This window comes from Nocardioides sp. DN36 (assembly GCF_055380375.1).
This window is the reverse complement of record NZ_AP043823.1, coordinates 691,278-717,384: the sequence shown is the minus strand read 5'-3', so window position 1 is coordinate 717,384 and position 26,107 is coordinate 691,278. Positions and strand designations below refer to the sequence as shown.

General features: G+C 72.4%; 21 protein-coding genes and 1 tRNA gene. 8 read left to right on the top strand and 14 right to left on the bottom strand.

The genetic code is table 11. The features are described from left to right. Nucleotides 1-7 precede the first annotated feature (7 nt). From lepA to ACZ43H_RS04320, 3 genes are read right to left on the bottom strand one after another with little or no spacing between them, the layout of a single operon-like run. Complete coding sequence (gene lepA / locus ACZ43H_RS04330; protein ID WP_464588044.1) at nucleotides 8-1,885, bottom strand: translation elongation factor 4; 1,878 nt, start codon at nucleotides 1,883-1,885, stop codon at nucleotides 8-10. A gap of 46 nt (nucleotides 1,886-1,931) precedes the next feature. After that, nucleotides 1,932-3,656, bottom strand: a complete 1,725-nt coding sequence (locus ACZ43H_RS04325) for a thiamine pyrophosphate-dependent enzyme (RefSeq protein WP_464588042.1) — start codon at nucleotides 3,654-3,656, stop codon at nucleotides 1,932-1,934. Nucleotides 3,657-3,705: 49 nt separating this feature from the next. Further along, a complete protein-coding gene (locus ACZ43H_RS04320; RefSeq protein WP_464588041.1) occupies nucleotides 3,706-5,286 on the bottom strand; it encodes an FMN-binding glutamate synthase family protein in 1,581 nt (526 codons plus the stop codon). 66 nt (nucleotides 5,287-5,352) lie between these two features. Here ACZ43H_RS04320 and ACZ43H_RS04315 point away from each other — a divergent pair, with 66 nt between their 5' ends. Continuing rightward, on the top strand, nucleotides 5,353-6,294 hold the full coding sequence (locus ACZ43H_RS04315) for a phosphotransferase (protein WP_464588039.1): 942 nt from the start codon (nucleotides 5,353-5,355) through the stop codon (nucleotides 6,292-6,294). 142 nt (nucleotides 6,295-6,436) lie between these two features. Next, entirely contained in the window at nucleotides 6,437-6,697 is a 261-nt protein-coding gene (gene rpsT / locus ACZ43H_RS04310; RefSeq protein WP_464588037.1) for a 30S ribosomal protein S20, read from the top strand. 116 nt (nucleotides 6,698-6,813) lie between these two features. On the opposite strand, the gene holA is transcribed toward rpsT, so the two are convergent. The 4 genes from holA to ACZ43H_RS04290 all read right to left on the bottom strand — a co-directional run bounded on the left by holA (nucleotide 6,814) and on the right by ACZ43H_RS04290 (nucleotide 12,137). After that, on the bottom strand, nucleotides 6,814-7,806 hold the full coding sequence (gene holA / locus ACZ43H_RS04305) for a DNA polymerase III subunit delta (RefSeq protein ID WP_464588036.1): 993 nt from the start codon (nucleotides 7,804-7,806) through the stop codon (nucleotides 6,814-6,816). A 46-nt stretch (nucleotides 7,807-7,852) separates the two neighbouring features. Next, the gene (locus ACZ43H_RS04300) at nucleotides 7,853-10,168 is read right to left on the bottom strand and encodes a ComEC/Rec2 family competence protein (protein WP_464588035.1); all 2,316 of its coding nucleotides are present in this window, start codon (nucleotides 10,166-10,168) and stop codon (nucleotides 7,853-7,855) included. A gap of 1 nt (nucleotide 10,169) precedes the next feature. Next, a complete protein-coding gene (locus tag ACZ43H_RS04295) occupies nucleotides 10,170-11,144 on the bottom strand; it encodes a ComEA family DNA-binding protein (RefSeq protein WP_464588034.1) in 975 nt (324 codons plus the stop codon). A 138-nt stretch (nucleotides 11,145-11,282) separates the two neighbouring features. Next, the gene (locus tag ACZ43H_RS04290) at nucleotides 11,283-12,137 is read right to left on the bottom strand and encodes a DegV family protein (RefSeq protein WP_464588033.1); all 855 of its coding nucleotides are present in this window, start codon (nucleotides 12,135-12,137) and stop codon (nucleotides 11,283-11,285) included. A 69-nt stretch (nucleotides 12,138-12,206) separates the two neighbouring features. Between ACZ43H_RS04290 and ACZ43H_RS04285 the strand changes: the two genes are divergently transcribed. Continuing rightward, nucleotides 12,207-13,667 carry an AAA family ATPase gene (locus tag ACZ43H_RS04285; RefSeq protein WP_464588031.1) on the top strand — a complete coding sequence of 487 codons (1,461 nt, stop codon included), beginning with the start codon at nucleotides 12,207-12,209 and terminating at the stop codon, nucleotides 13,665-13,667. A 6-nt stretch (nucleotides 13,668-13,673) separates the two neighbouring features. Here ACZ43H_RS04285 and leuS read toward each other — a convergent pair whose 3' ends face one another. After that, a complete protein-coding gene (gene leuS / locus ACZ43H_RS04280; protein WP_464588029.1) occupies nucleotides 13,674-16,187 on the bottom strand; it encodes a leucine--tRNA ligase in 2,514 nt (837 codons plus the stop codon). Between the two features lie 170 nt (nucleotides 16,188-16,357). Here leuS and ACZ43H_RS04275 point away from each other — a divergent pair, with 170 nt between their 5' ends. From ACZ43H_RS04275 to ACZ43H_RS04260, 4 genes are all read left to right on the top strand, one after another. Then, nucleotides 16,358-17,128 carry an SDR family NAD(P)-dependent oxidoreductase gene (locus tag ACZ43H_RS04275; RefSeq protein WP_464588028.1) on the top strand — a complete coding sequence of 257 codons (771 nt, stop codon included), beginning with the start codon at nucleotides 16,358-16,360 and terminating at the stop codon, nucleotides 17,126-17,128. A gap of 76 nt (nucleotides 17,129-17,204) precedes the next feature. Further along, nucleotides 17,205-18,686, top strand: coding sequence for a flavin-containing monooxygenase (locus ACZ43H_RS04270; protein ID WP_464588026.1), 1,482 nt, complete (start codon nucleotides 17,205-17,207; stop codon nucleotides 18,684-18,686). Nucleotides 18,687-18,804: 118 nt separating this feature from the next. Beyond that, nucleotides 18,805-19,344, top strand: a complete 540-nt coding sequence (locus tag ACZ43H_RS04265) for a heme NO-binding domain-containing protein (protein ID WP_464588025.1) — start codon at nucleotides 18,805-18,807, stop codon at nucleotides 19,342-19,344. Nucleotides 19,345-19,351: 7 nt separating this feature from the next. Beyond that, nucleotides 19,352-20,269: a sensor histidine kinase gene (locus tag ACZ43H_RS04260; RefSeq protein WP_464588023.1), complete on the top strand. Its 918-nt coding sequence runs from the start codon at nucleotides 19,352-19,354 to the stop codon at nucleotides 20,267-20,269. Here ACZ43H_RS04260 and ACZ43H_RS04255 read toward each other — a convergent pair. From ACZ43H_RS04255 to ACZ43H_RS04230, 6 genes are all read right to left on the bottom strand, one after another. Further along, entirely contained in the window at nucleotides 20,254-20,622 is a 369-nt protein-coding gene (locus ACZ43H_RS04255) for a metallopeptidase family protein (RefSeq protein WP_464588021.1), read from the bottom strand. The genes ACZ43H_RS04260 and ACZ43H_RS04255 overlap by 16 nt on opposite strands. 119 nt (nucleotides 20,623-20,741) lie before the next feature. After that, nucleotides 20,742-20,817, bottom strand: a tRNA-Ala gene (locus ACZ43H_RS04250). A gap of 84 nt (nucleotides 20,818-20,901) precedes the next feature. Then, on the bottom strand, nucleotides 20,902-21,522 hold the full coding sequence (locus ACZ43H_RS04245; protein ID WP_464588019.1) for a histidine phosphatase family protein: 621 nt from the start codon (nucleotides 21,520-21,522) through the stop codon (nucleotides 20,902-20,904). After that, entirely contained in the window at nucleotides 21,512-21,889 is a 378-nt protein-coding gene (gene rsfS, locus ACZ43H_RS04240) for a ribosome silencing factor (protein WP_464588017.1), read from the bottom strand. Before rsfS ends, ACZ43H_RS04245 begins: the two co-directional genes overlap by 11 nt. Then, a complete protein-coding gene (gene nadD, locus ACZ43H_RS04235; RefSeq protein ID WP_464588016.1) occupies nucleotides 21,886-22,470 on the bottom strand; it encodes a nicotinate-nucleotide adenylyltransferase in 585 nt (194 codons plus the stop codon). The genes rsfS and nadD overlap by 4 nt, the downstream gene beginning before the upstream one ends. Before the next feature lie 197 nt (nucleotides 22,471-22,667). Continuing rightward, nucleotides 22,668-23,939: a glutamate-5-semialdehyde dehydrogenase gene (locus tag ACZ43H_RS04230; RefSeq protein WP_464588014.1), complete on the bottom strand. Its 1,272-nt coding sequence runs from the start codon at nucleotides 23,937-23,939 to the stop codon at nucleotides 22,668-22,670. Nucleotides 23,940-24,067: 128 nt separating this feature from the next. Between ACZ43H_RS04230 and ACZ43H_RS04225 the strand changes: the two genes are divergently transcribed. Next, nucleotides 24,068-25,552: a lysyl oxidase family protein gene (locus ACZ43H_RS04225; protein WP_464588012.1), complete on the top strand. Its 1,485-nt coding sequence runs from the start codon at nucleotides 24,068-24,070 to the stop codon at nucleotides 25,550-25,552. The last annotated feature ends 555 nt before the right edge of the window (nucleotides 25,553-26,107 follow it).

Genomic DNA, 26,107 nt, shown 5'->3' with positions numbered 1-26,107 from the left:
CGCGAGGTTACTTCTTGCCGGGCTTGTCGGCGGTGGGGGCGTTGGAGAGCGCGGCGACGAATGCCTCGGGCGGGACCTCGACCGAACCGATGTTCTTCATCCGCTTCTTGCCGGCCTTCTGCTTCTCCAGCAGCTTGCGCTTGCGGCTGATGTCACCGCCGTAGCACTTGGCCAGCACGTCCTTGCGGATGGCGCGGATGTTCTCGCGGGCGATCACCCGGGCGCCGATGGCGGCCTGGATCGGCACCTCGAACTGCTGGCGCGGGATCAGCTCCTTGAGCTTGCCGGCCATCATCACGCCGTAGGAGTACGCCGCGTCGCGGTGCAGGATCGCGCTGAAGGCGTCGACCGGCTCGCCCTGGAGCAGGATGTCGACCTTCACCAGGTCGGCGGCCTGCTCACCCGAGCGCTCGTAGTCGAGCGAGGCGTAACCCTTGGTGCGTGACTTCAGCTGGTCGAAGAAGTCGAAGACGATCTCGCCCATCGGGAGGGTGTAGCGCATCTCCACGCGGTCCTCGGAGAGGTAGTCCATGCCCTGCAGCTGGCCGCGCTTGAGCTGGCAGAGCTCCATGATCGTGCCGATGAAGTCGGCGGGCGCGAGGATCGTCGCCTTCACGACCGGCTCGCGGACCTCGGCGATCTTGCCCTCGGGGTACTCGCTGGGGTTGGTCACCGTGTGCACGGTGCCGTCCTCCATCGACACCTCGTAGACCACGTTCGGCGCGGTCGAGATCAGGTCGAGGTTGAACTCCCGCTCGAGTCGGTCGCGGGTGATCTCCATGTGCAGCAGGCCCAGGAAGCCGCAGCGGAAGCCGAAGCCCAGCGCCCCGGAGGTCTCCGGCTCGAAGGTCAGGGCCGCGTCGTTGAGCTGGAGGCGCTCGAGCGCGTCGCGCAGCGTCGGGTAGTCGTCGCCGTCGATCGGGTAGAGACCCGAGTAGACCATCGGGTTGGGGTGCTTGTAGCCGCCCAGCGGCTTGGTCGCCCCGCCGTGCTGGGCGGTGACGGTGTCACCCACACGGGACTGGCGGACGTCCTTCACGCCGGTGATCAGGTAGCCCACCTCGCCCACGCCGATCTCGCCGGCCTTGACCGGCTCGGGGCTGATCACGCCCACCTCGAGCATCTCGTGCACCGCGCCGGTCGACATCATCTTGATCCGGTCGCGGTGGGTGAGCTTGCCGTCGACCACCCGGACGTAGGTGACCACGCCGCGGTAGGTGTCGTAGACGGAGTCGAAGATCAGTGCGCGGGCCGGGGCGTCGGCGTCTCCGACCGGAGGCGGGGTCTGCTTGACGATCTCGTTGAGCAGCGCCTCGACGCCCAGGCCGGTCTTGGCGCTGGTCTGCAGCACCTCGGAGGGGTCACAGCCGATCAGGCCGGCGAGCTCCGCGGCGTACTTCTCGGGGTTGGCGCTGGGCAGGTCGATCTTGTTGAGCACCGGGATGATGTGCAGGTCGGCGTTCATCGCCAGGTAGAGGTTGGCCAGGGTCTGGGCCTCGATGCCCTGCGCGGCGTCGACGAGCAGGATCGCGGCCTCGCAGGCCTCCAGCGACCGGGACACCTCGTAGGTGAAGTCGACGTGGCCGGGCGTGTCGATCATGTTGAGGACGTAGGTGCCGGGCTCGGCGCCCTGGTCGTTGTCCGCGGGCACCGTCCACGGCATCCGCACGGCCTGGCTCTTGATCGTGATGCCGCGCTCGCGCTCGATGTCCATGCGGTCGAGGTACTGCGCACGGGCAGCCCGCTCGTCGACCACTCCGGTCAGCTGCAGCATCCGGTCGGCGAGCGTGGACTTGCCGTGGTCGATGTGCGCGATGATGCAGAAGTTGCGGATGATCGCGGGATCGGTGTGGCCCGGTCGGGGCGCGGTCGCTGAGGTGGCCACGAACTGCTCTCGTCGAGGAAGGGATGGACGGCGCCCATTCTTCCATTCACTCGGGCGAGTCCACGAACTCCCGGGTCTTGGCGATGGCGAAGCCCCAGCCCTGCTGCAGCGTCGGCTTGGGAGGCACGGCGATCTCGTCGGGGTTGGTGAGCACGTCCAGCAGCACCGGGCCGTCGTGCGCGAAGGCCTCCCGGACGGCCGCCTCGACGTCGTGCGGGTCCTCGACCCGGATCCCGCGCAGCCCCACCGCCTCGGCGACGCGCGCGAAGTCGGGGTTGTGCAGGACCGTCCCGAACTCCGGCAGGCCCACCTGCTCCATCTCGAGCTTGACCATCCCGAGCCGGCCGTTGTCGAAGACCACCAGCTTGACCGGCAGGTCGTGGGAGACCGCGGTGATCAGGTCGCCCATCAACATCGACAGGCCGCCGTCGCCGCAGAACGCCACGGCCTGGCGCGACCGGTCCAGGCCCGCCGCCCCGAGAGCCATCGGCATCGCGTTGGCCATCGACCCGAGGTTGTAGGAGCCGATGAGACGACGGGTCCCGGTCATCCGGACGTACCTCGCCAGCCAGGTCGTGGCCATCCCGGTGTCGGAGGTGAACACCGCGTCGTCCGCGGCGTACCGGTTCACCATCTCGGCCAGCAGCTCGGGACGGATCCGCGACTCGGGGTTGTCGACCTTGCGGCGCAGCAGGCCCTTGGGCTTGCGGTCGTAGTCCGGGTCGACGAAGTGCTGCTGCCGCTCGCGCCAGGAGTCGTACGACGACCGCGCCTTGTCAAGGTGGCCGCGGTCTCGCTTCGGTTCCAGCAGGGGGACCAGGGCCTGCAGCGCGAGGCGGGCGTCCCCGACGACCGCGTGGTCCACCGGGGTACGCCGGCCGATGTGGGCGCCGTCGACGTCGAGCTGGACGACGACCTTGCCCTTCGGGAAGAACTCCTTGTAGGGGAAGTCGGTCCCGACCATGACCAGCACGTCGCAGCCCTCGAAGGCGACCGCGCTGGCGTGGTTGCCGAGCAGCCCGGACTGGCCGACCTCGTAGGGGTTGTCCGCCTCGAGCCCCTCCTTGCCCTTGAGCGTCAGCACCATCGGCGCCGACAGCCGCTCGGCCAGCTCGAGGACCTCGCTCCGCGCATGACGGGCACCCTGGCCCACCAGCAGGGTGACCGACCCCGCAGCGTTGACGGCGGCCGCGGCCGCAGCGAGGGACTCGTGCGTGGGTGGCACCGCGGGCAGGTCGGTGACGAACCGCGGGACCGCCGTGCCCTTGGGCAGGTCGAGCCCGCCGACGTCGCCCGGCAGCGTGAGCACGGCGACACCACGCTGCTGCAGCGCGGCGTTGCCGGCCTGTTCGATCAGCAGCGGCAGCTGGTCGACGCTGGTGACGGTCCGGTTGAAGACGGCCACGTCGGCGAACAGGACGTCGTTGTCGACCTCCTGGAAGAACTCGCTGCCCATCTCCTCGCGCGGCACCTGTCCGCAGATCGCGAGCACCGGCGCGTGCGACTTCTTGGCGTCGTACAGGCCGTTGAGCAGGTGGATCGCACCTGGCCCCACGGTCCCCATGCACACCGCGAGCCGGTCGGTCAGCTGCGCCTGGGCGCTCGCGGCGAACGCGCCCACCTCCTCGTGCCGCACCCCCACCCACTCGATGCGGTCCTCACGGCGGATCGCGTCGGTGACGGGGTTGAGGGCGTCGCCGACCACGCCCCACACCTGGGTCACCCCGTGCTCGGCGAGCGCGTCGATCAGCAGTTCGGCAACGGTGGTCATGGCGCTCCTGTCAGGGGTCGATCGGGGCGGGTCGATCAGGACAGTTCGATCAGGGCTGGAACCGGTCCGGGTCGGCTCGTACCCAGTCCCGTTCCCACGATGCCGGCGGGTCGCGCAGCAGCTGCCCGGGAGCGAGGTGCTCGAACATCTCGGCGTAGGAGCGGATCGTGCCGTGGTCGATGCGGCGCCGCAGCATGTGCGGGCGCAGCTCGTCGAAGGAGTGCAGTCCCATCGAGGCCACCACCTGCATCGCCTGGGCGACGGTGGCCTGCTGGTAGCGCACGACCCGCTCGGTCTTGTCCGGGACGTCCAGCGCCCGCTGCCGCCGCGGGTCCTGGGTGGCGACGCCGACCGGGCAGGTGTTGGTGTGGCAGGTCTGGGCCTGGATGCAGCCGACCGCCATCATCATCGCCCGCGCGGCGTTGGTGTAGTCCGCGCCCTGGATCACCCGCTTCACGATGTCGATGCCGGTCGCCACCTTGCCCGACGCGCCGACCTTCACCCGGTCGCGGACGCCGGCGCCGACCAGCGCGTTGTGCACGGTCATCAGCCCCTCGGTCAGCGGCATCCCGACGTGGTCCTCGTACTCCAGCGGGGCGGCGCCGGTCCCGCCCTCGGCGCCGTCGACGATCACGAAGTCCGGCGTGACGTCCTCCTCCACCATCGCCTTGCAGATCGCGAGGAAGTCCACCCGCGACCCGAGGCACAGCTTGAAGCCGGCCGGCTTGCCGCCCGCGAGCTCCCGGAAGTGGCCGATGAACTGCACCAGCTCGCGCGGGGTGGAGAAGACGCGGTGGTACGCCGGCGAGATCACCGTCTGCCCCTGCGGGACGTCGCGGGTCCGGGCGATCTCCTCGGTCACCTTGGCCCCGGGGAGCACGCCCCCGATGCCGGGCTTCGCGCCCTGGCTGAGCTTGAGGCTGACCATCTTCACCTGGTCGTCGGCGGCCTTGTCCGCGAACTCACGCTCGTCGAAGCCCCCGTCCTGCGTGCGGCAACCGAAGTAGCCCGAGCCGATCTCCCAGACCAGGTCGCCGCCGTTGCGGTGGTAGGGGCTGATCGCCCCCTCCCCCGTGTCGTGCGCGAACCCACCCCTGGCCGCGCCGCGGTTCAACGCCTCGACGGCGCGCGCCGACAGCGAGCCGAAGCTCATCGCCGACACGTTGAGCAGGGCCATGTCGTAGGGCTTCGTGCAGGCCGGGCCGCCGATCCGGACCCGGGGTGGCTCCTCCATCGGGTCCACGGGGGCGGTCGAGTGGACGAGGTACTCGTAGCCGACGGCGTACAGGTCGCGCTCGGTGCCGAAGGGCTGCTCCTCCTTGATCCCCTTGGCCCGCTGGTAGATCGAGGAGCGCGTGTCCCGGTCGTAGGGGCGGCCGTCGAAGTTGCGCTCGATGAAGTACTGCTGCAGCTCGGGGCGGATCCCCTCGAGCAGGAACCGCAGGTGCCCCAGCACCGGGTAGTTGCGCAGGATCGAGTGCTTCTTCTGCACCACGTCGTGGATCCCGACGAGCAGCACCAGGACGAGGACCCCGAGCAGGCCCCACCACCCCGGGTCGCCGAGCGTGGCCGCGAGGGTGGCCAGCGCACCCAGCACGACGAGGACCCCGAGGACGAAGAAGCGCAGCACGTCCTCAGTCCTACCACCGGGACGCCCGGTTCGCGGGGAGTCGCGCCGCTGGGAAAGGATGGACCGGTGATCCCGACGACCATCCCCCACGGCAGGACCGCGCGGCGCCTCGAGTGGGCGCACCTGCCGCCGCACGTCCGCGCGCTGATCGAGCGCCGGACCGGGTCACCGGTGGTCGCGGCCGACTCGCAGACCGCGGGCTTCACGCCGGGGTTCGCCTCCGTCCTGACCTGTGCCGACGGAGGCCGGCACTTCGTCAAGGCGGCCTCGCTCAAGGCCCAGCGCCCGTTCGCGGAGTCCTACCGCGAGGAGGCCCGCAAGCTCGCGGCGCTGCCCGGCGCCGCGCCGGCGCCGAGGCTGCTGTGGACCCACGACGGCGACGACTGGGTGGTGCTCGGGACGGAGTACGTCGACGCCCGCCGCCCCCGGCGCCCGTGGCGCGAGGGTGACCTCGAGGCTGCGCTGACGATGCTGGCGGAGGTGGCCTCCTCGCTGACGCCGGCGCCGTCCCAGCTGGGGCTGGACGAGTTCGCGACCGAGTTCGCCGACTGGCCGGCGTACTGGGAGGTGCTCCGCACGCGCCGCCCGGACCTGGCGCACCTCGACGAGGCCGCGGCCCTGGCGGCCCGGTTCGCCGAGGTGACCGGCGGGACGACCGTGGTGCACACCGATGTCCGGGACGACAACATCCTGCTCGCCGTCGACGGCCGGGTCCTGATGTGCGACTGGAACTGGCCGGTCCGCGGCGCGGCGTGGCTCGACACGCTGCTGCTGCTCATCGGTCCCCGCGGGGACGGTCTCGACGTGGAGGCCGTGCTGGCTGCGAACCCGCTCACCCGCGACGTCCCGGCCGAGCACGTCGACATCGTGCTGGCGCTGGTCACCGGCTACTTCCTCAAGTCCGCCGGGGACCCGGTGCCGCCGACCTCGCCGTACGTCCGGGACGCCCAGCGCTGGCAGGGCGAGGTCGTCTGGGAGTGGCTCTGCGAGCGGCGCGGCTGGGCATGAGCGCCGCCGACCACACGATTTGGGCGGCCGAGCGCGCCGCTGCTAGTCTTTCTCGTCGCGTGTCTGGCGCCAGCACCCTGGCTGGAGCGCCGACAGCACCAAGAGCTCAGCAACATCCCACACCTACGACGAAGGCGCAGTAGTGGCGAACATCAAGTCCCAGATCAAGCGGAACAAGCAGAACGAGAAGCGTCACGAGCGCAACAAGGCCGTGAAGACCGGTCTGAAGTCCGCCGTGCGCAAGTTCCGCGAGGCCGCCGAGGCCGGTGACAAGGAGGTCGCGATCACGGCCGGCCGCGACGCCGCCCGCAAGCTCGACAAGGCCGTCTCCAAGGGCGTCATCCACAAGAACCAGGCCGCCAACCGCAAGTCGGCGATCGCCAAGAAGGCCGCCTCTCTCTGAGGCCCCTCGCACTCAGGCGCCGTCCCCTCGGGGGCGGCGCCTTTCTGCGTTCCCCAGAGATAGTCCGGCACGTTTCGTACGTGAACGCGTACGAAACGTGCCGGACTATCTCTGGGTCAGCGGTGGTCGCGGAGACCGGTGATCGTCAGCACCAGCCGCTCGAGGGTGTACGACGCGTCGCTGGCCGCGCCCTTGATGTCGGCGTCGGCGCGGGCGACCGCCCGGATCGCATGGGCGATCCCGCCGTCGGACCAGCCGCGGGCCTGGTCACGGATGGTGCGCAGCTTCCACGGCGGCACCCCGACCTCGCGGGCCAGGTCGACGTCGCGCATGCCTCGCGGCGCCGACTTGTAGCGGGCGACCCCGCGCGCCCCGCCCGCGAACGCCGAGGTCACCAGAACCGGGGCGGTCCCGGCGTCCAGGGCCCAGCGCAGCTCCTCGAGGGCGGCCTCCCGGCGCCCCCAGAACGCGGCGTCCGCGACCGCGAACGACTTCGCCTCGGCCCGGCCGCCGAAGTACTGCTTGACGCGCCCGACGTCCAGCGGCTGGCCCGGGAAGTCGTTGGTCAGCTGGTGCGCCGCTGCCGCCAGCGAGCGCAGGTCCTGGCCGACGGCCTGGATCAGGAAGGCCGCCGCCTCGTTGTCGATCCGCGACCCGTGGGCGCGCACCTCGGCGGCCACGAAGGAGGGGTACTCCGACGCCCTCAGGTCTCCCGACTTCGACTCGGTCACCGGCCCCAGCTTGCGGAGCTTGGTGAGCACGCCGCTGCCCTTCGGGCCGCCACCGTGCACGAGCACCAGCGCCACGTCGTCGGCGGGTGCGGCGGCGTAGGCAAGCAGCCCGTCGACCGACTCGTCGGGGAGGTTCTCCAGGCCCCGGACCACGATGCAGCGGACGCTGGAGAACAGCGACGGCGCGGCCAGCTCCCCCAGCGTGGCCAGGGTCAGGTCGGCGGCCCCGGTCTCCGACAGCTCCGCGTCCGGGTCGTGCTCACGCACCGCCCGGCGGACCGCGGCGACGGTGCGCTCGTTGAGGAACTCCTCCTTGCCGGTCACGAGGGTGACCCGGGCGAGGACGTCTGCTGCGCGCATCTGAGAGGGGCCTGCCATGGTGCGGACAGCCTCCCACAGGCCGCCGACGCAGCGTTCGGGGTGCTCAGCCACCCGTGACCGAGAGGAGGCGTCCGTCGCGCTCGACGACCGCCAGGTCGCCGTCGAGGTCGGTGCGCAGCACCTGCGCGCCCGAGGCGGCCAGCGGCGCCAGCGTGGTGGCCGCCGGGTGCCCGTAGTCGTTGTCGGCGCCGACCGAGACGAGCGCCAGCCGCGCGCCGAGGGAGAGCAGGAAGTCCAGGTCCTGGTAGCGGCTGCCGTGGTGGGGCACCTTCAGCACGTCGACGTGCAGGCCCGGCAGCAGCGCCGCCAGCCGCGCCTGCCCCTCGGGCTCGACGTCACCGGGCAGCAGCAGCCGGACGCCGCGCACCTCGACCAGCAGCACCACACTCGACTCGTTGGCCGTGCTGCCGTCGCCCGGCCCGGTCGTGGGCGAGTCGGCCGGCGGCCACAGCACCTGCAGGGTCACGTCCCCGACCGTCCGGGTGGCGGCGTACGGCGCCGGAGCCGCCACGACACCCAGCTCACCCGCGGCCCGGTCCACCAGGCGTACGCCGCCCGGCGGGTCGAGCAGCCGCGTGGTCTCGACGGCGCCGACGCGACGACCGTCGAGCACCCCCTCGACACCGTCGACGTGGTCGGCGTGGAAGTGGGTGAGCACCAGCAGCGGCACGCTGGTCACCTCCAGCCGGCGCAGGCACGTGTCCACGGCACCCCGGTCCGGGCCGGCGTCGACGACCACGCCCGCGTGCGGGCCGGCGTTGAGGACCAGCGCGTCGCCCTGACCCACGTCGCAGGCGACCATCACCCAGCCGTCGGGGGGCCAGCCGGGGGTGGGCGGAGGGACGACCACCCCGACCACCATCACCGCGCAGCAGCCCAGCCCGGTGCTGCGGCGCCCCAGGAGGTGCGGGGCCACCAGGGCCAGGCACACCGTGAGGACGGTCAGCAGCACGAGCGGGAGCACACCGGCACCCCAGTCGAGAGCCGCGCCGGGCAGCCCCGCGCCGTGCCGGGCGACGAGGACCACCCAGCCCACGCACCACCCGGCCAAAGTGCCGGCCAGCCGCCCCAGCGGCACCCAGGCGAGCCCGAGCAGCCCACCGGCCAGGCCGAGGACCGTGGCCGGTCCCACCACCGGCGCCACGACGAGGTTGGCCGCCACCGCGACCAGGCTCACCTGGCCCGAGATCGCCGCGACCAGGGGCGTGCAGGCCAGCTGGGCCGCCGCAGGGACGGCCACGGCCTCCGCGAGCCACCGCGGCATCCAGCGGGCCAGGGCGTCACGCCACCCGGGTGCGAGCAGCAGGATGCCACCCGTCGCCAGCACCGACAGCGCGAAGCCGACCGAGGTGGCCAGGCCGGGGTCGGCGAGCAGCAGCACCACCAGCGCGACTCCCAGGGCACGGGTGCCGCGCTCGCGACCGTTCGAGCCCATCGCCAGCAGTCCCACGCTGCCCATCGCCGCCGCCCGGACGACGCTGGGCTCGGTCCGCGCCAGCAGCACGAAGCCGACGATCCCGAGGGCGCCCACGACGTGGAGCCACCGACCGCGCACCCCGACCCACCGGGACAGCACCAGCAGGAACCCGACGACCAGCGTCAGGTTCGTGCCGGAGACGGCCAGCAGGTGCGTGAGCCCGGTGGTCCGGAAGTCCTCGGCGAGCGCGTCGTCGACACCGGTGTCGTCCCCGTCGACCAGGGCCGGGACGAGGGCCCGCTGCTCCGGTGGTCGCTCGGCCACCGAGGCACGCAGCGAGGCCCGCACCGCCCCGGACGCGCGCCACCACACGTCCGGTCGCGCCAGGGTCTGCGGCCGCCCTCGGGCCAGCAGCACCCCGGCCAGGTCGGACCCGCTCGAGGGGGACAGCCGCCCCGACGTGCGGACCGTGGCGCCGAGTGGCACGTGCTGCCAGGCCTGGTCGGCGATGACCAGCACCGGCGTGGCCAGGGTGTACGTCGCTCCCCGCCCCGTCACCCGGTGCACCTCGAGGCGCACCAGCACCTGCGGGCCGAACCGCCCGGACGTCACCCGAGGGTCCGTGGTGACCGTGCCCTCGACGGTCGAGACGGCGCCCTCGCGGGCCAGGCCGGCCACCGGGCTGCGGGCGACCTGCTCGTGGCGCACCGACCCGACCCACGCCACCGCCACCAGGACCAGGGCGATCCCGGCCGAGGTCGTCCAGCGCCGCTGGTCGACCCGAGGTCGCAGGGCCGCGAGTCCGCCCAGCACCACGACACCGACCGCGACCACACCGAGGCCGGGGATCCACTGCGCCAGGAGGGCACCCAGCCAGGCCGTGGCGCCCAGCGCCGGCATCCGCAGGTCCGGCACCCGGCGGGTCGCCGGCTCTCCCGCCACGTCAGACGGTGACGTACGGCGCGAGCTGGCTGAGGGTCGCGTCACCGATGCCGTCGACCTCGAGCAGCTCGTCCACCGCGGTGAAGCCCCCGTGCTCGTCACGCCACGCCACGATCGCCTGCGCGGTCACCGGCCCGACCTCGGGCAGGGCCTCCAGCTCGCTCTGGGTGGCGGTGTTGAGGTTGACCAGCGCCGCCCCCGGGGATCCCGGGACCGCCGGCGACGACACAGGGGAACCGAGGGCCACCGACGGCGCGGCGACCCCCACCACGATCTGCTCGCCGTCGACGAGCAGCCGCGCCAGGTTGAGGCCCGTGAGGTCGACCCCCGGCCGCGCTCCCCCGGCCGCCTCGAGCGCGTCGACCACGCGGGCACCTGCGTCGAGGACCGCGATCCCCGGCCGGCGCACCTTGCCCGCCACGTCGACGGTCACCGAGCCCGCCGTGCCGGCGGCGTCCGCCGACGCCGAGGCGGCGCCGGAGGCGGCGCCGGAGGCGGAGCCGGCCGCGACCTGCGGGGACCCGGCCGGGGAGACGGACACCAGCCCGGCCGCCGGGCTGGGCAGGGCCGGCGCGACGACCTCCGCGGCTCGGCCACGGACCAGCCACCAGCAGGTGACGGCCAGCCCGAGCGCGACCAGGATCGCCAGCACCGCGAGCTGCGGGGGCCCGAGAGCCACCCGGCCGCGGAGGGTCTCCGGCACGACGACGGGGACCAGCCGCCGCGACCGCCGCGACGCGTGGCGGCCGGGGACCGGGACGAGCGGAGCCGACGCCTCCTCGACAGGACCAGGAGCGGGATCGGACCCGTCAGGCGGCGTTCGCGCCGTCGGCAGCCGGGTGTGGGGCGCCATCCAGTCGTCGGGCTCCTGCGGGTCCTCGGCGACCCGGGGGCGGACCGAGGCGAGCTCGGCGCTCAGCAGGGCCAGCCGGCGGGTGACGGCTTCCTGGTGCTCGGACGTCGGGCGGTTGCGCATGGCAGCGACGCTAGGCAGCGAGACCGACACCCGTGCTGCCACGGGTCGCGGGCTGTGGACAGTCGGCACCGGCGCGCCCCTTGTGGACCCCGGGCGGCCCCCGCCCGGCCCCGGGCGTGACGACCAGGGCGGGACGGCTCAGGCGCGCGGCGCCACGCACACGGCGAGCATGCCCGGCCCCACGTGCGCCCCGAGGACGGCGCCGAGCTCTCCGCACCAGACGTCCCGGCCCTCGAGGTTCGCGGCCAGGCGCGCCGACAGGTGCTCGGTCAGCTGGGCGGCCCGGTCGGGGCTGGCGAGGTGGGCGACGCAGACGTCGACCGGCCCGTCTCCGGCGGCCTGGGCGGCCAGCTCCTCCAGCCGGCCCAGCGCCCGGGCGGCGGTGCGCACCTTCTCCAGCGTCGCCACCACGCCGTCCTGGATCTGCAGCAGCGGCTTGACCGAGAGCGCGCCGCCGAACAGCGCGGCGGCGGCGCCGATCCGGCCTCCGCGGCGCAGGTACTCCAGGGTGTCGACGTAGAACAGAGACGACGACGCCTCGGCCCGGGCGCGGGCGGCCTCGACCGCCTCGTCCGCGCTCCCGCCGGCGTCGAGCACGTCGGCCGCGGCGAGGACGGCGTACCCGGTGGCCACCCCGACCTGCCGGCTGTCGAGAGCCACGACGCGCACCGACGCCTCGCGGGCGGCGAGCTGGGCCGACTCGAACGTGCCGCTCATCTCCCCCGAGAGGTGAATCGAGAGCACCTCGGTCGCACCGGCCCGCGCGGCCGCTTCGTAGGCCTCGAGCAGCACCGCCGGCGACGGCCGTGACGTGCTGACCGGCTTGAAGGCGCGCAACGCCTCGGCCACCACCTCGGGGGTCGCGCCGTCGGCGCCCTCGTCGAGCACCTGGGCGCCGATGACCACCTGGAGGGGCACCACCGTGATGCCGCGCTCCGCCGCGAGCTCCGCAGGAAGCATGGCGGTCGAGTCGGTGACGATCGCGGCCGGCATGGCGCGAAGGCTACCCGCCGGGCGGCACCGGCGCCGTACGCTGCGCGGACCACGATGCGAGGAGTGCCTGTGCCAGCCCACGGATCCTTCACCCACGTCAGCGGCCACACCGCAGCGCCCGACGAAGCCGGCCCCGAGCTCGCCGACCTCGCTCGCTACGGCCGCATGCTCGTGCGGCGTTTCGTGAGCGACGCCCGAGCAGCGGACCGGCCGACCTGTCGGACCCTCATCGGTGACCACCTGGGGATGCCCGTGGACGGCTTGCCCGTCGTCGAGGAGCACTGGCCGGCCTACGAGCACGTGAACGTGCAGGCCGGCCTCGACGCGTGGCTGGCCGAGCCCGGCCGCAGCCATCGGCTGGTGGGGCTGACGAGCTACCGGCACCGGGGTCCGTTCGGCCTGGCCGACCTGCTGGGGTCGGGCCCGGAGCAGGTCCACGGGCCGCGCCCCGGCAACGTCACGCGAGCGAGCCTGCCCAGCGGACCGTCGGGCGAGACCCGCGAATGCCTGCGGGCGGCGCTCGTCCTCGTCGAGGAGGGCCCGGACCGGATCGTCCTCCTGGTCCGGGGCGCGGACCCCGAGAGCGACATGCGGGGGGTCTCCGTGGAGGCGGTCGCCAACCGGGACGGCCTCGCGACGGCGGCGACGGCGGCGCTGCGCGAGCTCGCCCTCGAGCTGAACGTCTACCGCGGACAGGTCGTCTCCTTCGGCCACAGCACCTTCGGGGAGCGCTCCTCGCTGCTGCGCTTCCACGAACGGCCCACCATGACGGCCGACGACCTGATCCTGCCCGTGGACACCTTCGTCGACGTACGCCGCCAGGTCGTCGGCGTCGCGCGCAACAGCGACCGGCTCCGTGCCGCCGGCCAGCACCTCAAGCGAGGCCTGCTCCTGTACGGCCCACCAGGAGTGGGCAAGACTCACACGGTCCGCTACCTCGTGAGCGAGCTCGTGGGAACGACGATCGTGGAGCTCACCGGGGAGACCCTCGGCGCGATCCGGGACGCGTGCTCGATCGCTCGCAGCCTGCAGCCGTCGATGATCGTGGTCGAGGACGTCGACCTCATCGCCCAGGAGCGCGACCACTACGGCGGCCAGACACCGCTGCTGTTCACGCTGCTCAACGAGATGGACGGTCTCGACGAGGATGCCGATGTGGTCTTCCTGCTCACCACCAACCGGGCCGACCTGCTCGAGCCGGCGCTGGCCTCACGTCCCGGCCGCGTCGACCAGGCGGTGCACGTCGACCTGCCGGACCGCGAGTCGCGCCGGCGCCTCGTCGAGCTCTACCGCGGCGCCCTCGACGTCGACCTCGGCCGTCTCGACGACGTGCTCGACCGCACCGACGGTGTCACGGCGTCGTTCCTCAAGGAGCTCCTGAGGCGAGCGGCCGTGCTCGCGGCGGATCGCGAGTCGTCGGCCGACGTGGCTCTCACCGTGTCGGCCGACGACCTCACCACTGCTCTCGACGAGCTGCTCGACACCCGCAACCGGATGACCCGCGCGGTGCTGGGTTTCCGCGAGGAGTGACAGGCCTCAGACGACGACGTTGACCAGCTTCGGCGCGCGCACGATCACCTTGCGCACGGGGCGACCGTCGATGGCGCGGACCACCGACTCGTCGGCCATCGCCAGTGCCTCCAGGTCGGCCTCGCTGATGTCGGGCGAGACCTCCAGGCGGGCCTTGACCTTGCCCTGGATCTGGACGACCGCCGTGACGGCGTCCTCGACCAGCAGCGCCGGGTCGACGGTCGGCCAGCCGACGCGGGCGACGGTGGGCTGGTGTCCCAGCCGCTCCCACATCTCCTCGGCGGTGTACGGCGCCACCAGCGACAGCAGGATCGCCACCGCCTCGACGGCCTCGCGCACCGCCGGGTCGGCCCCACCCGGGCCGGAGTCGATCGCCTTGCGGGTGGCGTTCACCAGCTCCATGGTGCGCGCGACCATGACGTTGAACCGGTGGCTCTCCACCAGCACCTCGGCATCGCGCAGCGTCCTGTGCGTGACCTTGCGCAGCGCCGTGTCGCCGCCGGCCGGGTCGGCCCCGGGGGCGCTGGTGACGTCGCCGCTCAGTCGCCAAGCACGCTGCAGGAAGCGCGCCGACCCACCGGGCGAGACGTCCGCCCAGTCGATGTTGTCCTCCGGCGGGCTCGCGAACACCAGCGTCAGGCGGACGGCGTCGACCCCGAACTCCGCGAGTTGGTCCCCCAGGTTGACGCCGTTGCCCAGCGACTTGCTCATCTTGCGGCCGTTGTTGATGACCTTGCCCTGGGACAGGTACGCCGAGAACGGCTCGTCCCAGCTCACCAGGCCCATGTCGCGCAGCGCCTTGGTGAAGAAGCGCGCGTACAGCAGGTGCAGCACGGCGTGCTCGTCGCCGCCGACGTACAGGTCGACCGGTCCCCACGCGTCGGCCAGCGCGGTGTCGAACGCCTGGGTGTCGTCGTGCGGCGAGACGTAGCGGAAGAAGTACCAGGACGAGTCCACGAAGGTGTCCATGGTGTCGGTGTCGCGGGTGGCCGGGCCGCCGCACCTGGGGCAGCTGACGTCGACCCAGTCGGTGGCCGCACCCAGTGGCGAGGTGCCCTTGGGCTTCAGGTCGGCACCGCGCAGCTCGGGCAGCTCGACGGGCAGCTGGTCCTCGGGGACGGGCACCTCGCCGTCGACCGGGCAGTGGATGATCGGGATCGGTGCGCCCCAGTAGCGCTGACGCGACAGCAGCCAGTCGCGCAGCCGGAAGTTGACCGTGCCCCGCCCCAGGCCCTTGCCCTCCAGGTAGGCGATCGTCGTGGACTTTGCCTCGGCCACGCCCATGCCGGACAGGTCGATCTCGTCGTTGGCCGAGTTGATCGCGGGCCCGTCCCCGGTGAAGGCCTCGCCCTCCCAGTCCTCCGGCGGCGCGACGGTGCGCACGATCGGCAGGTCGAACGCCTTGGCGAAGTCCCAGTCGCGCTGGTCCTGCCCGGGCACCGCCATGATCGCGCCGGTGCCGTAGTCGGCCAGCACGTAGTCCGCGGCGTACACCGGGATCCGGGTGCCGGTCAGCGGGTTGGTGGCGTGGACGCCCAGGAAGACTCCGGTCTTGGGCCGGTCGGTCGACAGCCGGTTGATCTCGGTCTCCTTGCGGACCTCGACCAGGTAGTCGTCCAGCGCCGGCCGCTGCTCGTCGGTGACCAGCTCGGCAGCCAGCGCCGCGTCGGCCGCGACGACCATGAACGTCGCACCGAACAGCGTGTCGGGACGCGTCGTGTAGACCGTCAGCGGCTCCTCGCGGCCCTCGACGACGAAGTCGACGTGGGCGCCCTCGGAGCGTCCGATCCAGTTGCGCTGCGCGTTGACGACCTTGTCCGACCAGGTGGGCTGCAGGTCGTCCAGGCAGTCCAGCAGCTCCTGGGCGTACGCCGTCGTCCGGAAGTACCACTGGGTCAGCTCACGCTTGGTGACCTCGGCGCCGCAGCGCTCACAGGCGCCGTCCACGACCTGCTCGTTGGCCAGCACGGTCTGGTCGTTGGGGCACCAGTTGACCGGGCTGTTCTTGCGGTAGGCCAGGCCCTTCTCGTGGAACTTCAGGAACAGCCACTGCGTCCACCTGTAGTACGACGGGTCCGAGGTGTTGAAGCGTCGCGACCAGTCGAAGCTCACGCCGTACCGCTGGAAGGACTCCAGCTGGGTGGCGATGTTGCCGTAGGTGTAGTCGGCGGGGTGCGCGTCGTTGCGGATCGCGGCGTTCTCCGCGGGCAGCCCGAAGGAGTCCCAGCCCATCGGGTTCAGGACCTCGTAGCCCTTCTGCCACCAGTAGCGGGCGATGACGTCGTGCAGGGCCGTCACCTCGGCATGACCCATGTGCAGGTCGCCGCTGGGGTACGGGAACATCGTGAGCGCGTACTTCTTCTCGCGCGGGCTGTCGTCGTCGGCCCGGAAGGGCTGCAGGTCGTCCCACACCGCGCGCCACTTCGTCTCGGCCGCCGCGGCGTCGTACGTCGCGCGCTCGTCGGTGTCGCGCGCGTCCTCGACACGCTCGTCTCCAGCGCTGGCTGCCTGCTCGCTCATCTCGTCTCTCCCACGTCTGGTCGGTGATCTGGCTCCGGGCACAAAAAAGCCCCTCGGGCACGAGGGGCAGCCGCGTCGATGTGTGCGTGTCGACGCGGCTAGATAAGGAGCAGGATCCTCCGCATGGCACCCATCGTACCGAACCTCCTCCGGGTGGCTACAGTCGCGGCATGACCGACAGAGGTGTCCCCGACCTGTTCCGACTCGACGGCAAGGTGGCCGTGGTCACCGGTGCCTCCAGCGGTCTGGGCGTCGCCTTCGCCCGGGGCCTCGCGGAGGCGGGTGCCGACCTCGCGCTGGGCGCCCGTCGCGCCGACCGGCTCGAGGACACCGCGCAGCTGGTGAACGCCGCCGGTCGCCGCGCACTCACGGTGGCCACCGACGTGGCCGACCCCGACTCGTGCACCAACCTCGTGGCCCTGGCCATGGAGGAGTTCGGCCGGGTCGACATCCTGGTGAACAACGCCGGCATCGGCACCGCCGTGCCCGCCACGAAGGAGACGCCGGAGCAGTTCCGGCAGGTCATCGACGTCAACCTCAACGGCTGCTACTGGATGGCCCAGGCCTGCGGCCGGGTGATGGGACCGGGCTCGAGCATCATCAACATCTCCTCCGTCCTCGGCCTCACCACCGCCGGCCTGCCGCAGGCGGCGTACGCCGCGTCGAAGGCCGGACTGATCGGGCTGACCCGCGACCTCGCCCAGCAGTGGACCGGTCGCAAGGGCATCCGGGTCAACGCGATCGCCCCGGGCTTCTTCGAGTCCGAGATGACCGAGCAGTACCCGCCCGGCTACCTGGAGTCCCAGGGCCCGCGGATCCCCGTCGGCCGCAAGGGCGACCCGGCCGAGCTGGCCGCCACGGTCGTCTTCCTCGCCTCCGACGCCGCGGGCTACGTCACCGGCCAGACGCTCGCGGTGGACGGCGGGATGACCATCACCTGACCCGCACCGGCGCCCGCCGCCCGATGCCCCTGTGGGACGCCTCCCGCATTTCCGGAACGTGTTCTACCGTCGCTCCATGAGCACACCACGGGTGGTCGTCATCGGGGCCGGCTTCGGCGGGCTCGGGGTCGCGCAGGCCCTGCGCCGGGCCGGGATCGGCGACATCACGATCCTGGAGCGGGCCGACGACGTGGGTGGCGTCTGGCGCGACAACACCTACCCGGGTGCCGCGTGCGACGTGCCCACCCCGCTCTACTCCTGGTCGTGGGCGCCCAACCCGGAGTGGGGACGCCGCTACGGTCCTCAGCCCGAGATCCTCGACTACCTGCGCCGCGCGGCCGGCGAGGCGGGGCTGCTCGACCTGGTCCGCACCGGCGTGGAGGTCAAGGCCGCGGAGCACGACGACTCCCGCGGCTGCTGGCGGGTGACCACCGGCGACGGGGACACCCTCGAGGCCGACGTCGTCATCTCGGCCGTGGGCCAGCTGTCGAACCCGGTCGTGCCGCGGATCCCCGGTGCCGACACGTTCGACGGCCCCGCGTTCCACTCCGCGCAGTGGCGCCACGAGGTCGACCTGACCGGCAAGCGGGTCGCGGTCGTGGGCACCGGTGCGAGCGCCATCCAGTTCGTCCCCGGCATCGTCGACCGGGTGGGGGCGATGACGGTCTTCCAGCGGTCCGCGCCGTATGTCGTCCCGAAGCCGGACCAGGCCTACGGGCCCCGCCACCACGCGCTCTTCCGCCGGCTGCCCTGGACCCAGGCGGCGGAGCGCCGGACGGTGTTCTGGGTGACCGAGAAGCTCAACGCCGCGCTCGGCGGCGACTCCTGGCTCTCCACTCCCCTGCCCGCACTCCTGCGCACGGCCTTCCGCCTCCAGCTGCGCCGCCAGGTGCGCGACCCCGAGCTGCGGCGCAGGCTCGTCCCGGACTACCCGATCGGGTGCAAGCGGCTGCTGTTCTCCAACGACTGGTACCCCGCCCTCGACCGCGACCACGTCGACGTCGTGACCGACCGGGTCACCGGGATCGAGCCGTCCGGGCTGCGCACCGCGGACGGTCGTCTCCACGAGGCCGACGTGCTGATCTGGGGCACCGGCTTCGCCGCGACCGACTTCCTCGCCGGGATCGAGGTCCGCGGCGTCGACGGCGCCGACCTGCACGAGGTCTGGGCGGACGGGGCACGTGCCCACCTCGGCCTGACCGTGCCCGGATTCCCCAACCTGTTCTGCGTCTACGGTCCCAACACCAACCTCGGCGGCAGCTCGATCATCGCGATGATGGAGGCGCAGGCCGGCTGGATCGCCCAGGTGGTCGGCCGCATCGCAGACGGCGGGGCGCAGCGGGTGGCTGCGCGGCCCGAGGTCGCCGAGGCCTACGACCGCGAGATGCAGCAGCGCCTCTCCCGCAGCGCCTGGGCGGGCTGCGACAGCTGGTACCGCGACGGGGAGCGGATCACCACCAACTGGCCCGGGCGGGTGCAGGAGTACCTCGACCGCACCGCGACCGTCGACTGGTCGGAGCTGGAGGAGGTCGGCGGCTCCCGGCCGGGCGCGGACTAGTCCCCCGCCTCCGGTGGCCATTGCCCTCGGGATCCGTCCGGGGCTCTCTCGCGTGGCAGGGCCGGCGCCCGTGCGTGCCGGCCCTAGGATCTCGTCGCATGGGGACGGACTCGGCTCGGTGAAGGGCGTCATCTTCAACGTCGTCGAGGACGCGGTCGTCGCCGAGCACGGCGACGTCGTGTGGGACCAGCTGCTCGAGGACGCCGGCCTGGACGGCGCCTGGACCGCCCTGGGCGACTACCCGGACTCCGACCTCTCGGCGCTCGTGCAGGCGGGCTCCACCCGGCTCGGCGTACGTCCGACCGACCTGACCCGGCACCTCGGACGCGCCGCGCTGCTCGGCCTGGCCGCGCGCTACCCGCGCTTCTTCGAGCCCCACACGTCGGTGCGCCCGTTCCTGCTCACGCTCAACGACGTCATCCACCCCGAGGTCCGCAAGCTGCACCCCGAGGCCACGCCGCCGGACTTCTGGTTCGACGAGCAGGACCCCGGCACCCTCGTCGTCCACTACCGCTCCGCGCGGCGGCTCTGTGCCCTGGCGATGGGCATGATCGAGGGCGCGGCGACCCACTACGGCCAGCGCGCCGAGGTGACCCAGACGTCCTGCATGCTCGAGGGCGCCGACCACTGCGTCCTGACCGCCTCGTTCACGGCGTGACCCCACCATGTCCACCACGGCCGGACGCTGCTCGGCGAAGACCTCCGGAGACCTCGACGAGCTGGCACGGCTGCGCCGCCAGCTCGAGCGCGAGCGGTCCCGCCGGATCGCCGCGGAGGACATCGGCGAGCAGGCGACCGCCGACCTCTACTTGACGGTGCAGCAGCTGGAGGCCGCCCAGGCGGAGCTGGTCGAGCGCGCTCGCCGTCTCGAGGAGCTCGACCGGGCCAAGGACGCGTTCATCTCGAACGTGTCCCACGAGCTGCGCACCCCGCTGACCAGCATCAGCGGCTACCTCGAGCTGATGGCCGAGGGCGCCCTCGGCGAGGTCTCGGGATCGATGGCGCGCGGCCTCGACGTGATCTCCCGGAACGCCGCCCGGCTCACCCGTCTCGTCGAGGACCTGCTCACGCTCTCGACGTACGACGACGGGGGCGTCCGGCTCGAGCTGTCCGACGTCGACCTCGCGGCACTCGTCGCCGACTGTCACCGCAGCCTGCTACCGACCCTGGCGCACCGCACGCTCGACGTCGCGCTGCGTCGGGAGGCCGGCCTGCCCACCATCCGCGCCGACCTGGCGCAGGTCGAGCGCGTGGTGCTCAACCTGCTGACGAACGCCACCAAGTTCACGGCCGACGGGGGCCGGGTCGTCATCGACGTCAGGGCGGGAGCCGGTGGCACCCTCTTGCTGACCGTCAGCGACACCGGCATCGGCATCCCCGCGGCGGAGCTGGGGCAGGTGTTCTCGCGCTTCTTCCGCTCCTCGCTCTCGGTCGCGGCCGAGATCCAGGGCACCGGCCTGGGCCTGGCGCTGTCCCGGACCATCGTCGAGCTGCACCGGGGCAGCGTCGAGCTGGAGTCCACCGAGGGGATCGGCACCACGGTCACCGTGGTGCTGCCGGTGGACGCTCAGAACCAGCCGTAGGAGCGCAGCTGGGCCTCGCTGAGGCCGAACGCGTGGCCGACCTCGTGCCCCAGGACCTTCAGGACCCTCGGCGCCACCTCGTCGCGCGTACGACAGACCGCGAGGATCGGACGGCGGTAGAGCGTGATGACGTCGGGCAGGCTGCCGGGGACCCGGCCGCCGACCCGCGTGTGCTCGATGCCGCGGAACATCCCGAGCAGGAGCACGCCGGGCCCGGCCTCGCCGGGCTCGGGCTCCTCGCGGACCACCACCGCGATCTCGGCGACCAGGCGCAGCGCGTCGTCCGGCAGCTGGTCGAGGGCCTCCCGGACCAGCTGGTCGAACGCCTCGGGACCGATCTCGTCAGGATCCACACGGCCATCCTGTCCGGCCACGCCAACCGGCCGCCGGGCTCAGCCGTCGTCGCGGCACGGGCTGGACGGGGGAGGCGGAAATGCAGAAGGCCGGATCCGTCCGGATCCGGCCTTCTGTCTGGTGGAGCTGAGGGGACTCGAACCCCTGACCCCCTGCATGCCATGCAGGTGCGCTACCAGCTGCGCCACAGCCCCATCGCTTCCCTCGGCTTCCGCCGCGGTGAGCAACGCGTGGAATATTAGCCACTGGGTGCGTCGGTTGCGAAATCGGGGGGTGGGTCAGCCGCGCACGACACGGTTGTACGCCGTCATCCGCACCGGTTCCCCGTCGCGGAGTCCGAGCTCGACCCAGCCGCAGTTGGCCAGTCCGTGCAGGGAGTGCAGCGCCTGGTCGGGCCAGCCGAGGAGGGCGGCGACGGCGACCCGGATGGCCGCGCCGTGGGAGACCGCGACTGCGACCTCGCCCGGGCTGATCGCGTCGAGCAGGTCACCGGCCGCGGCGACCATCCGCTCGCGGACCTCGGCAGTGCGCTCGCCGCCGAGCACGACGTCGAAGTCACCCCGGCGGAACTGCGCGAACTCCTCCGGCGCCACCTCGGCGTACTCCGCGTGGGTGAGACCCTGCCGCTGCCCCAGCGCGAACTCGCGCAGGCGATCGTCGTAGGTGGGCTCCAGCCCGGTCTCCTTGGCGACGTACGCCGCGGTCTGGCGGGCCCGCGCGAGGTCGGAGGACCACAGCACCGACGACCGGAGGCCGGCCATCGCCACGGCCGCGGCTGCCGCCTCGGCGTGCCCGGTCTCGTCGAGCTCGGCGTCGGCCTGGCCCTGGACGCGCTTCTCGTGGTTCCAGGCGGTGCGGCCGTGACGGAGCAGGACGAGGCGACGGGCCTCAGCGCTCATGCGAGACGACGTCGGCGGGCAGCGTGATGACGGGGCAGTCGCGCCAGAGCCGCTCGAGGGCGTAGAACTGCCGCTCCTCCTCGTGCTGGACGTGCACGACGATCTCGCCGTAGTCGATGAGGACCCAGCGCCCGTCGCGCTCGCCCTCGCGGCGGATCGGCTTGGCGCCGATCTCGCGGAGCTTGTCCTCCACCTCGTCGACGATCGCCTTGACCTGGCGGTCGTTGGCCGCGGAGGCCAGCACGAACGCGTCGGTGATGGCGAGCTGCTCGCTCACGTCGAAGGCCACGATGTTGGTGGCGAGCTTGTCGGAGGCTGCGCGCGCAGCGGTGCGGACGAGCTCGAGGGCGTGGTCGGTGGCGGTCATGCCTGGTCCTTGCCTGGGTAGAGGTGGTGCTTGGCGATGTACTGCACGACGCCGTCGGGGACGAGGTACCACACGGGTTCCCCGCGGCGCTTGCGCTCCCGGCAGTCGGTGGAGGAGATGGCGAGCGCCGGGATCTCGACCATGGTGACCCGGTCGGCCGGGATCGAGTCGAGGGTCGCGGCGTCCATCGTGTAGCCCGGCCGCGTGCAGCCCACGAACTGGGCGAGCTCGAAGAGCTCCCCCGCGTCACGCCAGGTGAAGATCTCGGCGAGGGCGTCGGCGCCGGTGATGAAGTAGAGCTCCGCGTCGGGCATGGCGGAGCGCAGGTCGCGCAGCGTGTCGATCGTGTACGTCGGCCCCTGGCGGTCGATGTCGACCCGGGAGACGTTGAAGCGCGGGTTGGCGGCGGTGGCGATCACCGTCATCAGGTAGCGGTGCTCGGCCGGGGAGACCTCACGGTCGGACTTCTGCCACGGGTCCCCGGTCGGCACGAAGACGACCTCGTCGAGGTCGAACCACGCCTGGACCTCCGACGCGGCCACGAGGTGGCCGTGGTGGATGGGGTCGAAGGTCCCGCCCATGACCCCCACCCGACGGGGTCCGGGCGAGCGTCCCTCCGTCGCCGGGGAGACGGCCGGGGCGGCGTTCGTGCTCAGCTGTGCTCGCGTCCCGCGCCGAACATGAGGAGTCCGACCAGCATGAAGAGCAGGATGCCCAGGGCGATCGCGCCCACAACCCAGTGATTCATGGCGGACAGCCTACCGGTGTGCGCCGGGCCTCAGCGCACGTGGCCGTCCCCGGTGACGACGTACTTGGTCGAGGTCATCTCCGGCAGGCCCATCGGGCCGCGCGCATGGAGCTTCTGCGTGCTGATCCCGATCTCGGCCCCGAACCCGAACTCCCCGCCGTCGGTGAACCGGGTCGAGGCGTTGACCAGCACCGCGGCGGAGTCCACCTCCGCGATGAAACGCCGGGCCGCCCCCTGGTCCTCGGTCACGATCGCGTCCGAGTGCTGGCTGGAGAAGCGCCTGATGTGGCGGATCGCCTCGTCGAGGTCGGGCACCACGCGCGCGGAGATGTCGAGGGAGAGGTACTCCTGCGCGTAGTCCTCGTCCGTGGCCGGCTGGACGGCGTCGTACGCCGCGAACGCGCCGTCACCGTGGATCGTCACGCCCGCGTCCTGCAGGGCCGTGACGACCCGGGGCAGGAACGCATCCGCGACGGACCGGTGGACGAGGAGCGACTCGGCTGCGTTGCAGACGCTGGTGCGGTGGGTCTTGGCGTTCACGACGATCGCCAGCGCCTTGTCGAGGTCGGCACGGGCGTCGACGTAGACGTGGCAGTTGCCGACGCCTGTCTCGATGACGGGGACGGTGGACTCCTCCACGACGCTGCGGATCAGGCCGGCGCCACCGCGCGGGATGAGCACGTCGACCAGCCCACGCGCCCGCATCAGCACCTTGACGCTCTCGTGCGAGTCGCCCGGGACGAGCTGGACGACGTCGGCGTCGAGGCCGGCCTCCACGGCAGCGGCCCGGAGGACGTCGACGATCGCCGCGTTGCTGCTCCTCGCGCTGGAGCTGCCGCGCAGCAGCACCGCGTTGCCGGACTTCAGGCAGATGCCGGCCGCGTCGGCGGTGACGTTGGGGCGGGCCTCGTAGATCATCCCGACGACGCCGAACGGCACCCGCACCTGCCGCAGCTCCAACCCGTTGGCCAGGGTGCTGCCGCGCACCACCTCCCCCACCGGGTCGGGCAGCCCGGCGACGTCGCGCAGGCCCAGCGCCATGCCGGCGAGCCGCTCGTCGGTGAGCCGCAACCGGTCCACGATGTTGGGTGGGGTGCCGCCCTCCTCGGCGCGGGCGACGTCCTCGGCGTTGGCGGCCAGGATCCCGGGGCTTGCCGCGAGCAGGGCGTCCGCCATCACGTGCAGCGCCCGGTCCTTGCGCGCCCGGGTCGCCAGCGCCAGTCCGTGGCTCGCCGCCCGGGCGCGCCGGGCCGCCTCGAGGACGTCGTGCTGGGTGCTGTCCGGTGCACTGTCTCGTCCCATGCCTCCGAGCGTAGGACTCCCGGAGGTCACAGTTCGGCGCGTCTCGAGGCGAAGGCAACCAAATCGTCGTTCGTTGCGTCATACGCTCCGCAGGACTTCTCTCACCCGCCGTCTCGTAAGGACACCTCGTGCTCCGTCATTCCTGGCGCCCCGGCGCCCGCGCCCTCGGGGTCGCAGCCGCGCTCGCACTCGCGGTCCCCGCCGTCACCACCTCCGCCGACGCCACCCCCTCGGCGGCCGCCGAGGGCTCGCCCCTCACCCTGTGGGCGCCCGGCAAGGTCGTCGCCTACTCCTACGAGGGCCAGGTCTGGACCGACTTCGGCCTTCGCCTGATCGCCCCCACCGACCCGTTCGAGATCTACTCGACGCGGGCGTCGTACGACGCACCGATCGTCAGCGAGTGGCACTCCCCGACGGGCACCCAGGTGCTGCCGGAGGAGCTCGCCATGGCGGACTTCACCGGTCTGACCGGCTTCGCCGGCATCACCGTGCGCCGGGTCGACACCGGCAAGCGGGTCGCGAAGATGGACCTCAGCGGCTGCCTGAACGGCTACAACGCGCAGCGGGTCCGCCCGGACGCGCCCGCCCGCTCGGCGTACCCGACCAGCTGCCCGTGGAACCCCTACACCCTGGGCTCGGTGATGGGCATCGAGGCCGGCTACGCCAGCCCGCTGCTGCCCGAGTGGGAGAACTCCTACGAGCTCAAGCCCGGCAAGTACGACGTCACCGCGAAGATCGCGCCGGCCTACGCCGACTTCTTCGGGATCGCCGCCACGGACGCGAAGGCCACGACCCGGCTCGTGGTGAAGAAGGAGACGGAGGGCGACTACCGGCCCGCCGCACCGCGCCCCGGTGCGGTCGCGAAGCCGGCAGCCCGGGCCCCCCAGGGCGAGTCCGGTGGCGACACCACCGGCCCGACGCCCGACCTGCGCTCGCTCCCGGCGTTCGGCATCGGCCTCAACCGCAAGGGCACCGCGCTGCGGTTCGCCGCCACGGTGTGGAACGCGGGCACCAGCCCGATGGTGGTCGACGGCTACCGCAGCGAGGACGGCGACCACATGGACGCCTACCAGTACTTCTTCGACACCGACGGCAACCAGACCGGCTACCAGCAGGTCGGCGAGATGCACTGGCACGCGCAGAACCACCAGCACTGGCACTTCGAGGACTTCGCGCGGTACCGCCTGCTGAACAAGGACAAGACCGAGGCCGTCGTCTCGACCAAGCAGTCGTTCTGCCTGGCGAACACCGACGCCGTCGACTACACCGTCGACGGGGCGGACTGGCAGCCGGAGAACACCGACCTGTCGACCGCGTGCGGCGGCCACGACGCCCTCTCCGTGCGTGAGGTGCTCGCGTCCGGCTCGGGCGACACCTACATGCAGTACCGCTACGGCCAGGCGTTCCCCCTCAAGAAGGTCGAGGACGGCGTCTACTACATCGCCGTGGAGGCGAACCCGGCGTACTCCGGCACGCGCGACCTGATCGAGTCGGACTACGACAACAACGACTCCCTGCGCAAGATCCGGATCAGCACCGACAGGCAGGGCCACCGGAAGGTGAAGGTCTTCCAGGTCGGCAACATCGTGGAGCCCGACTTCTACGGGAAGTGAGCCGTTAGCCGGCCATGGCTGGCGGGCAACCGTCAGCCATGGCCGAGGACGCACTGGCCGCCGGAGGACGAACGAGGACTTCGAGGAGTAGCGGGGCCCCGGGCACGTGCCCGGGCGGTGAGCAGGCCACCGTCCCGCCCCGACAAACGGTGTCCCACTCACCGCCGGGCCCCGGGCACGTGCGCGGGCGGTGAGCAGGCCACCGTCCCGCCCCCCACAACGGTGTCTCACTCACCGCCGGCCCCCGGGCACGCGCGCGAACGGTGAGCAGGCCACCGTCCCGCCCCGACAAACGGTGCCCCACTCACCGCCGGCCCCCGGGCACGCGCGCGGGCGGTGAGCAGGCCACCGTCCCGCCCCGACAAACGGTGCCCGACTCACCGCCGGCCCCCGGACACGCGCGCGGGCGGTGAGCAGGCCACCGTCCCGCCCCGACAAACGGTGCCCCACTCACCGCCGGCCCCCGGGCACGCGCGGGGACGTCGCTCACGACGGACCCGTACCCCGAAATGACACCGACCCGCCCAGGAGTCCTGGACGGGTCGGCGTACGACG

Excerpts from the sequence above, each read along its gene's own strand:
- ACZ43H_RS04325 (WP_464588042.1), bottom strand. The coding sequence starts at position 3,656 with ATGACCACCGTTGCCGAACTGCTGATCGACGCGCTCGCCGAGCACGGG.
- holA (WP_464588036.1), bottom strand. The coding sequence starts at position 7,806 with ATGGCAGGCCCCTCTCAGATGCGCGCAGCAGACGTCCTCGCCCGGGTC.
- ACZ43H_RS04295 (WP_464588034.1), bottom strand. The coding sequence starts at position 11,144 with ATGCGCAACCGCCCGACGTCCGAGCACCAGGAAGCCGTCACCCGCCGG.
- ACZ43H_RS04290 (WP_464588033.1), bottom strand. The coding sequence starts at position 12,137 with ATGCCGGCCGCGATCGTCACCGACTCGACCGCCATGCTTCCTGCGGAG.
- leuS (WP_464588029.1), bottom strand. The coding sequence starts at position 16,187 with ATGAGCGAGCAGGCAGCCAGCGCTGGAGACGAGCGTGTCGAGGACGCG.
- ACZ43H_RS04275 (WP_464588028.1), top strand. The coding sequence starts at position 16,358 with ATGACCGACAGAGGTGTCCCCGACCTGTTCCGACTCGACGGCAAGGTG.
- ACZ43H_RS04270 (WP_464588026.1), top strand. The coding sequence starts at position 17,205 with ATGAGCACACCACGGGTGGTCGTCATCGGGGCCGGCTTCGGCGGGCTC.
- ACZ43H_RS04260 (WP_464588023.1), top strand. The coding sequence starts at position 19,352 with ATGTCCACCACGGCCGGACGCTGCTCGGCGAAGACCTCCGGAGACCTC.
- ACZ43H_RS04245 (WP_464588019.1), bottom strand. The coding sequence starts at position 21,522 with ATGAGCGCTGAGGCCCGTCGCCTCGTCCTGCTCCGTCACGGCCGCACC.
- rsfS (WP_464588017.1), bottom strand. The coding sequence starts at position 21,889 with ATGACCGCCACCGACCACGCCCTCGAGCTCGTCCGCACCGCTGCGCGC.
- nadD (WP_464588016.1), bottom strand. The coding sequence starts at position 22,470 with ATGGGCGGGACCTTCGACCCCATCCACCACGGCCACCTCGTGGCCGCG.
- ACZ43H_RS04230 (WP_464588014.1), bottom strand. The coding sequence starts at position 23,939 with ATGGGACGAGACAGTGCACCGGACAGCACCCAGCACGACGTCCTCGAG.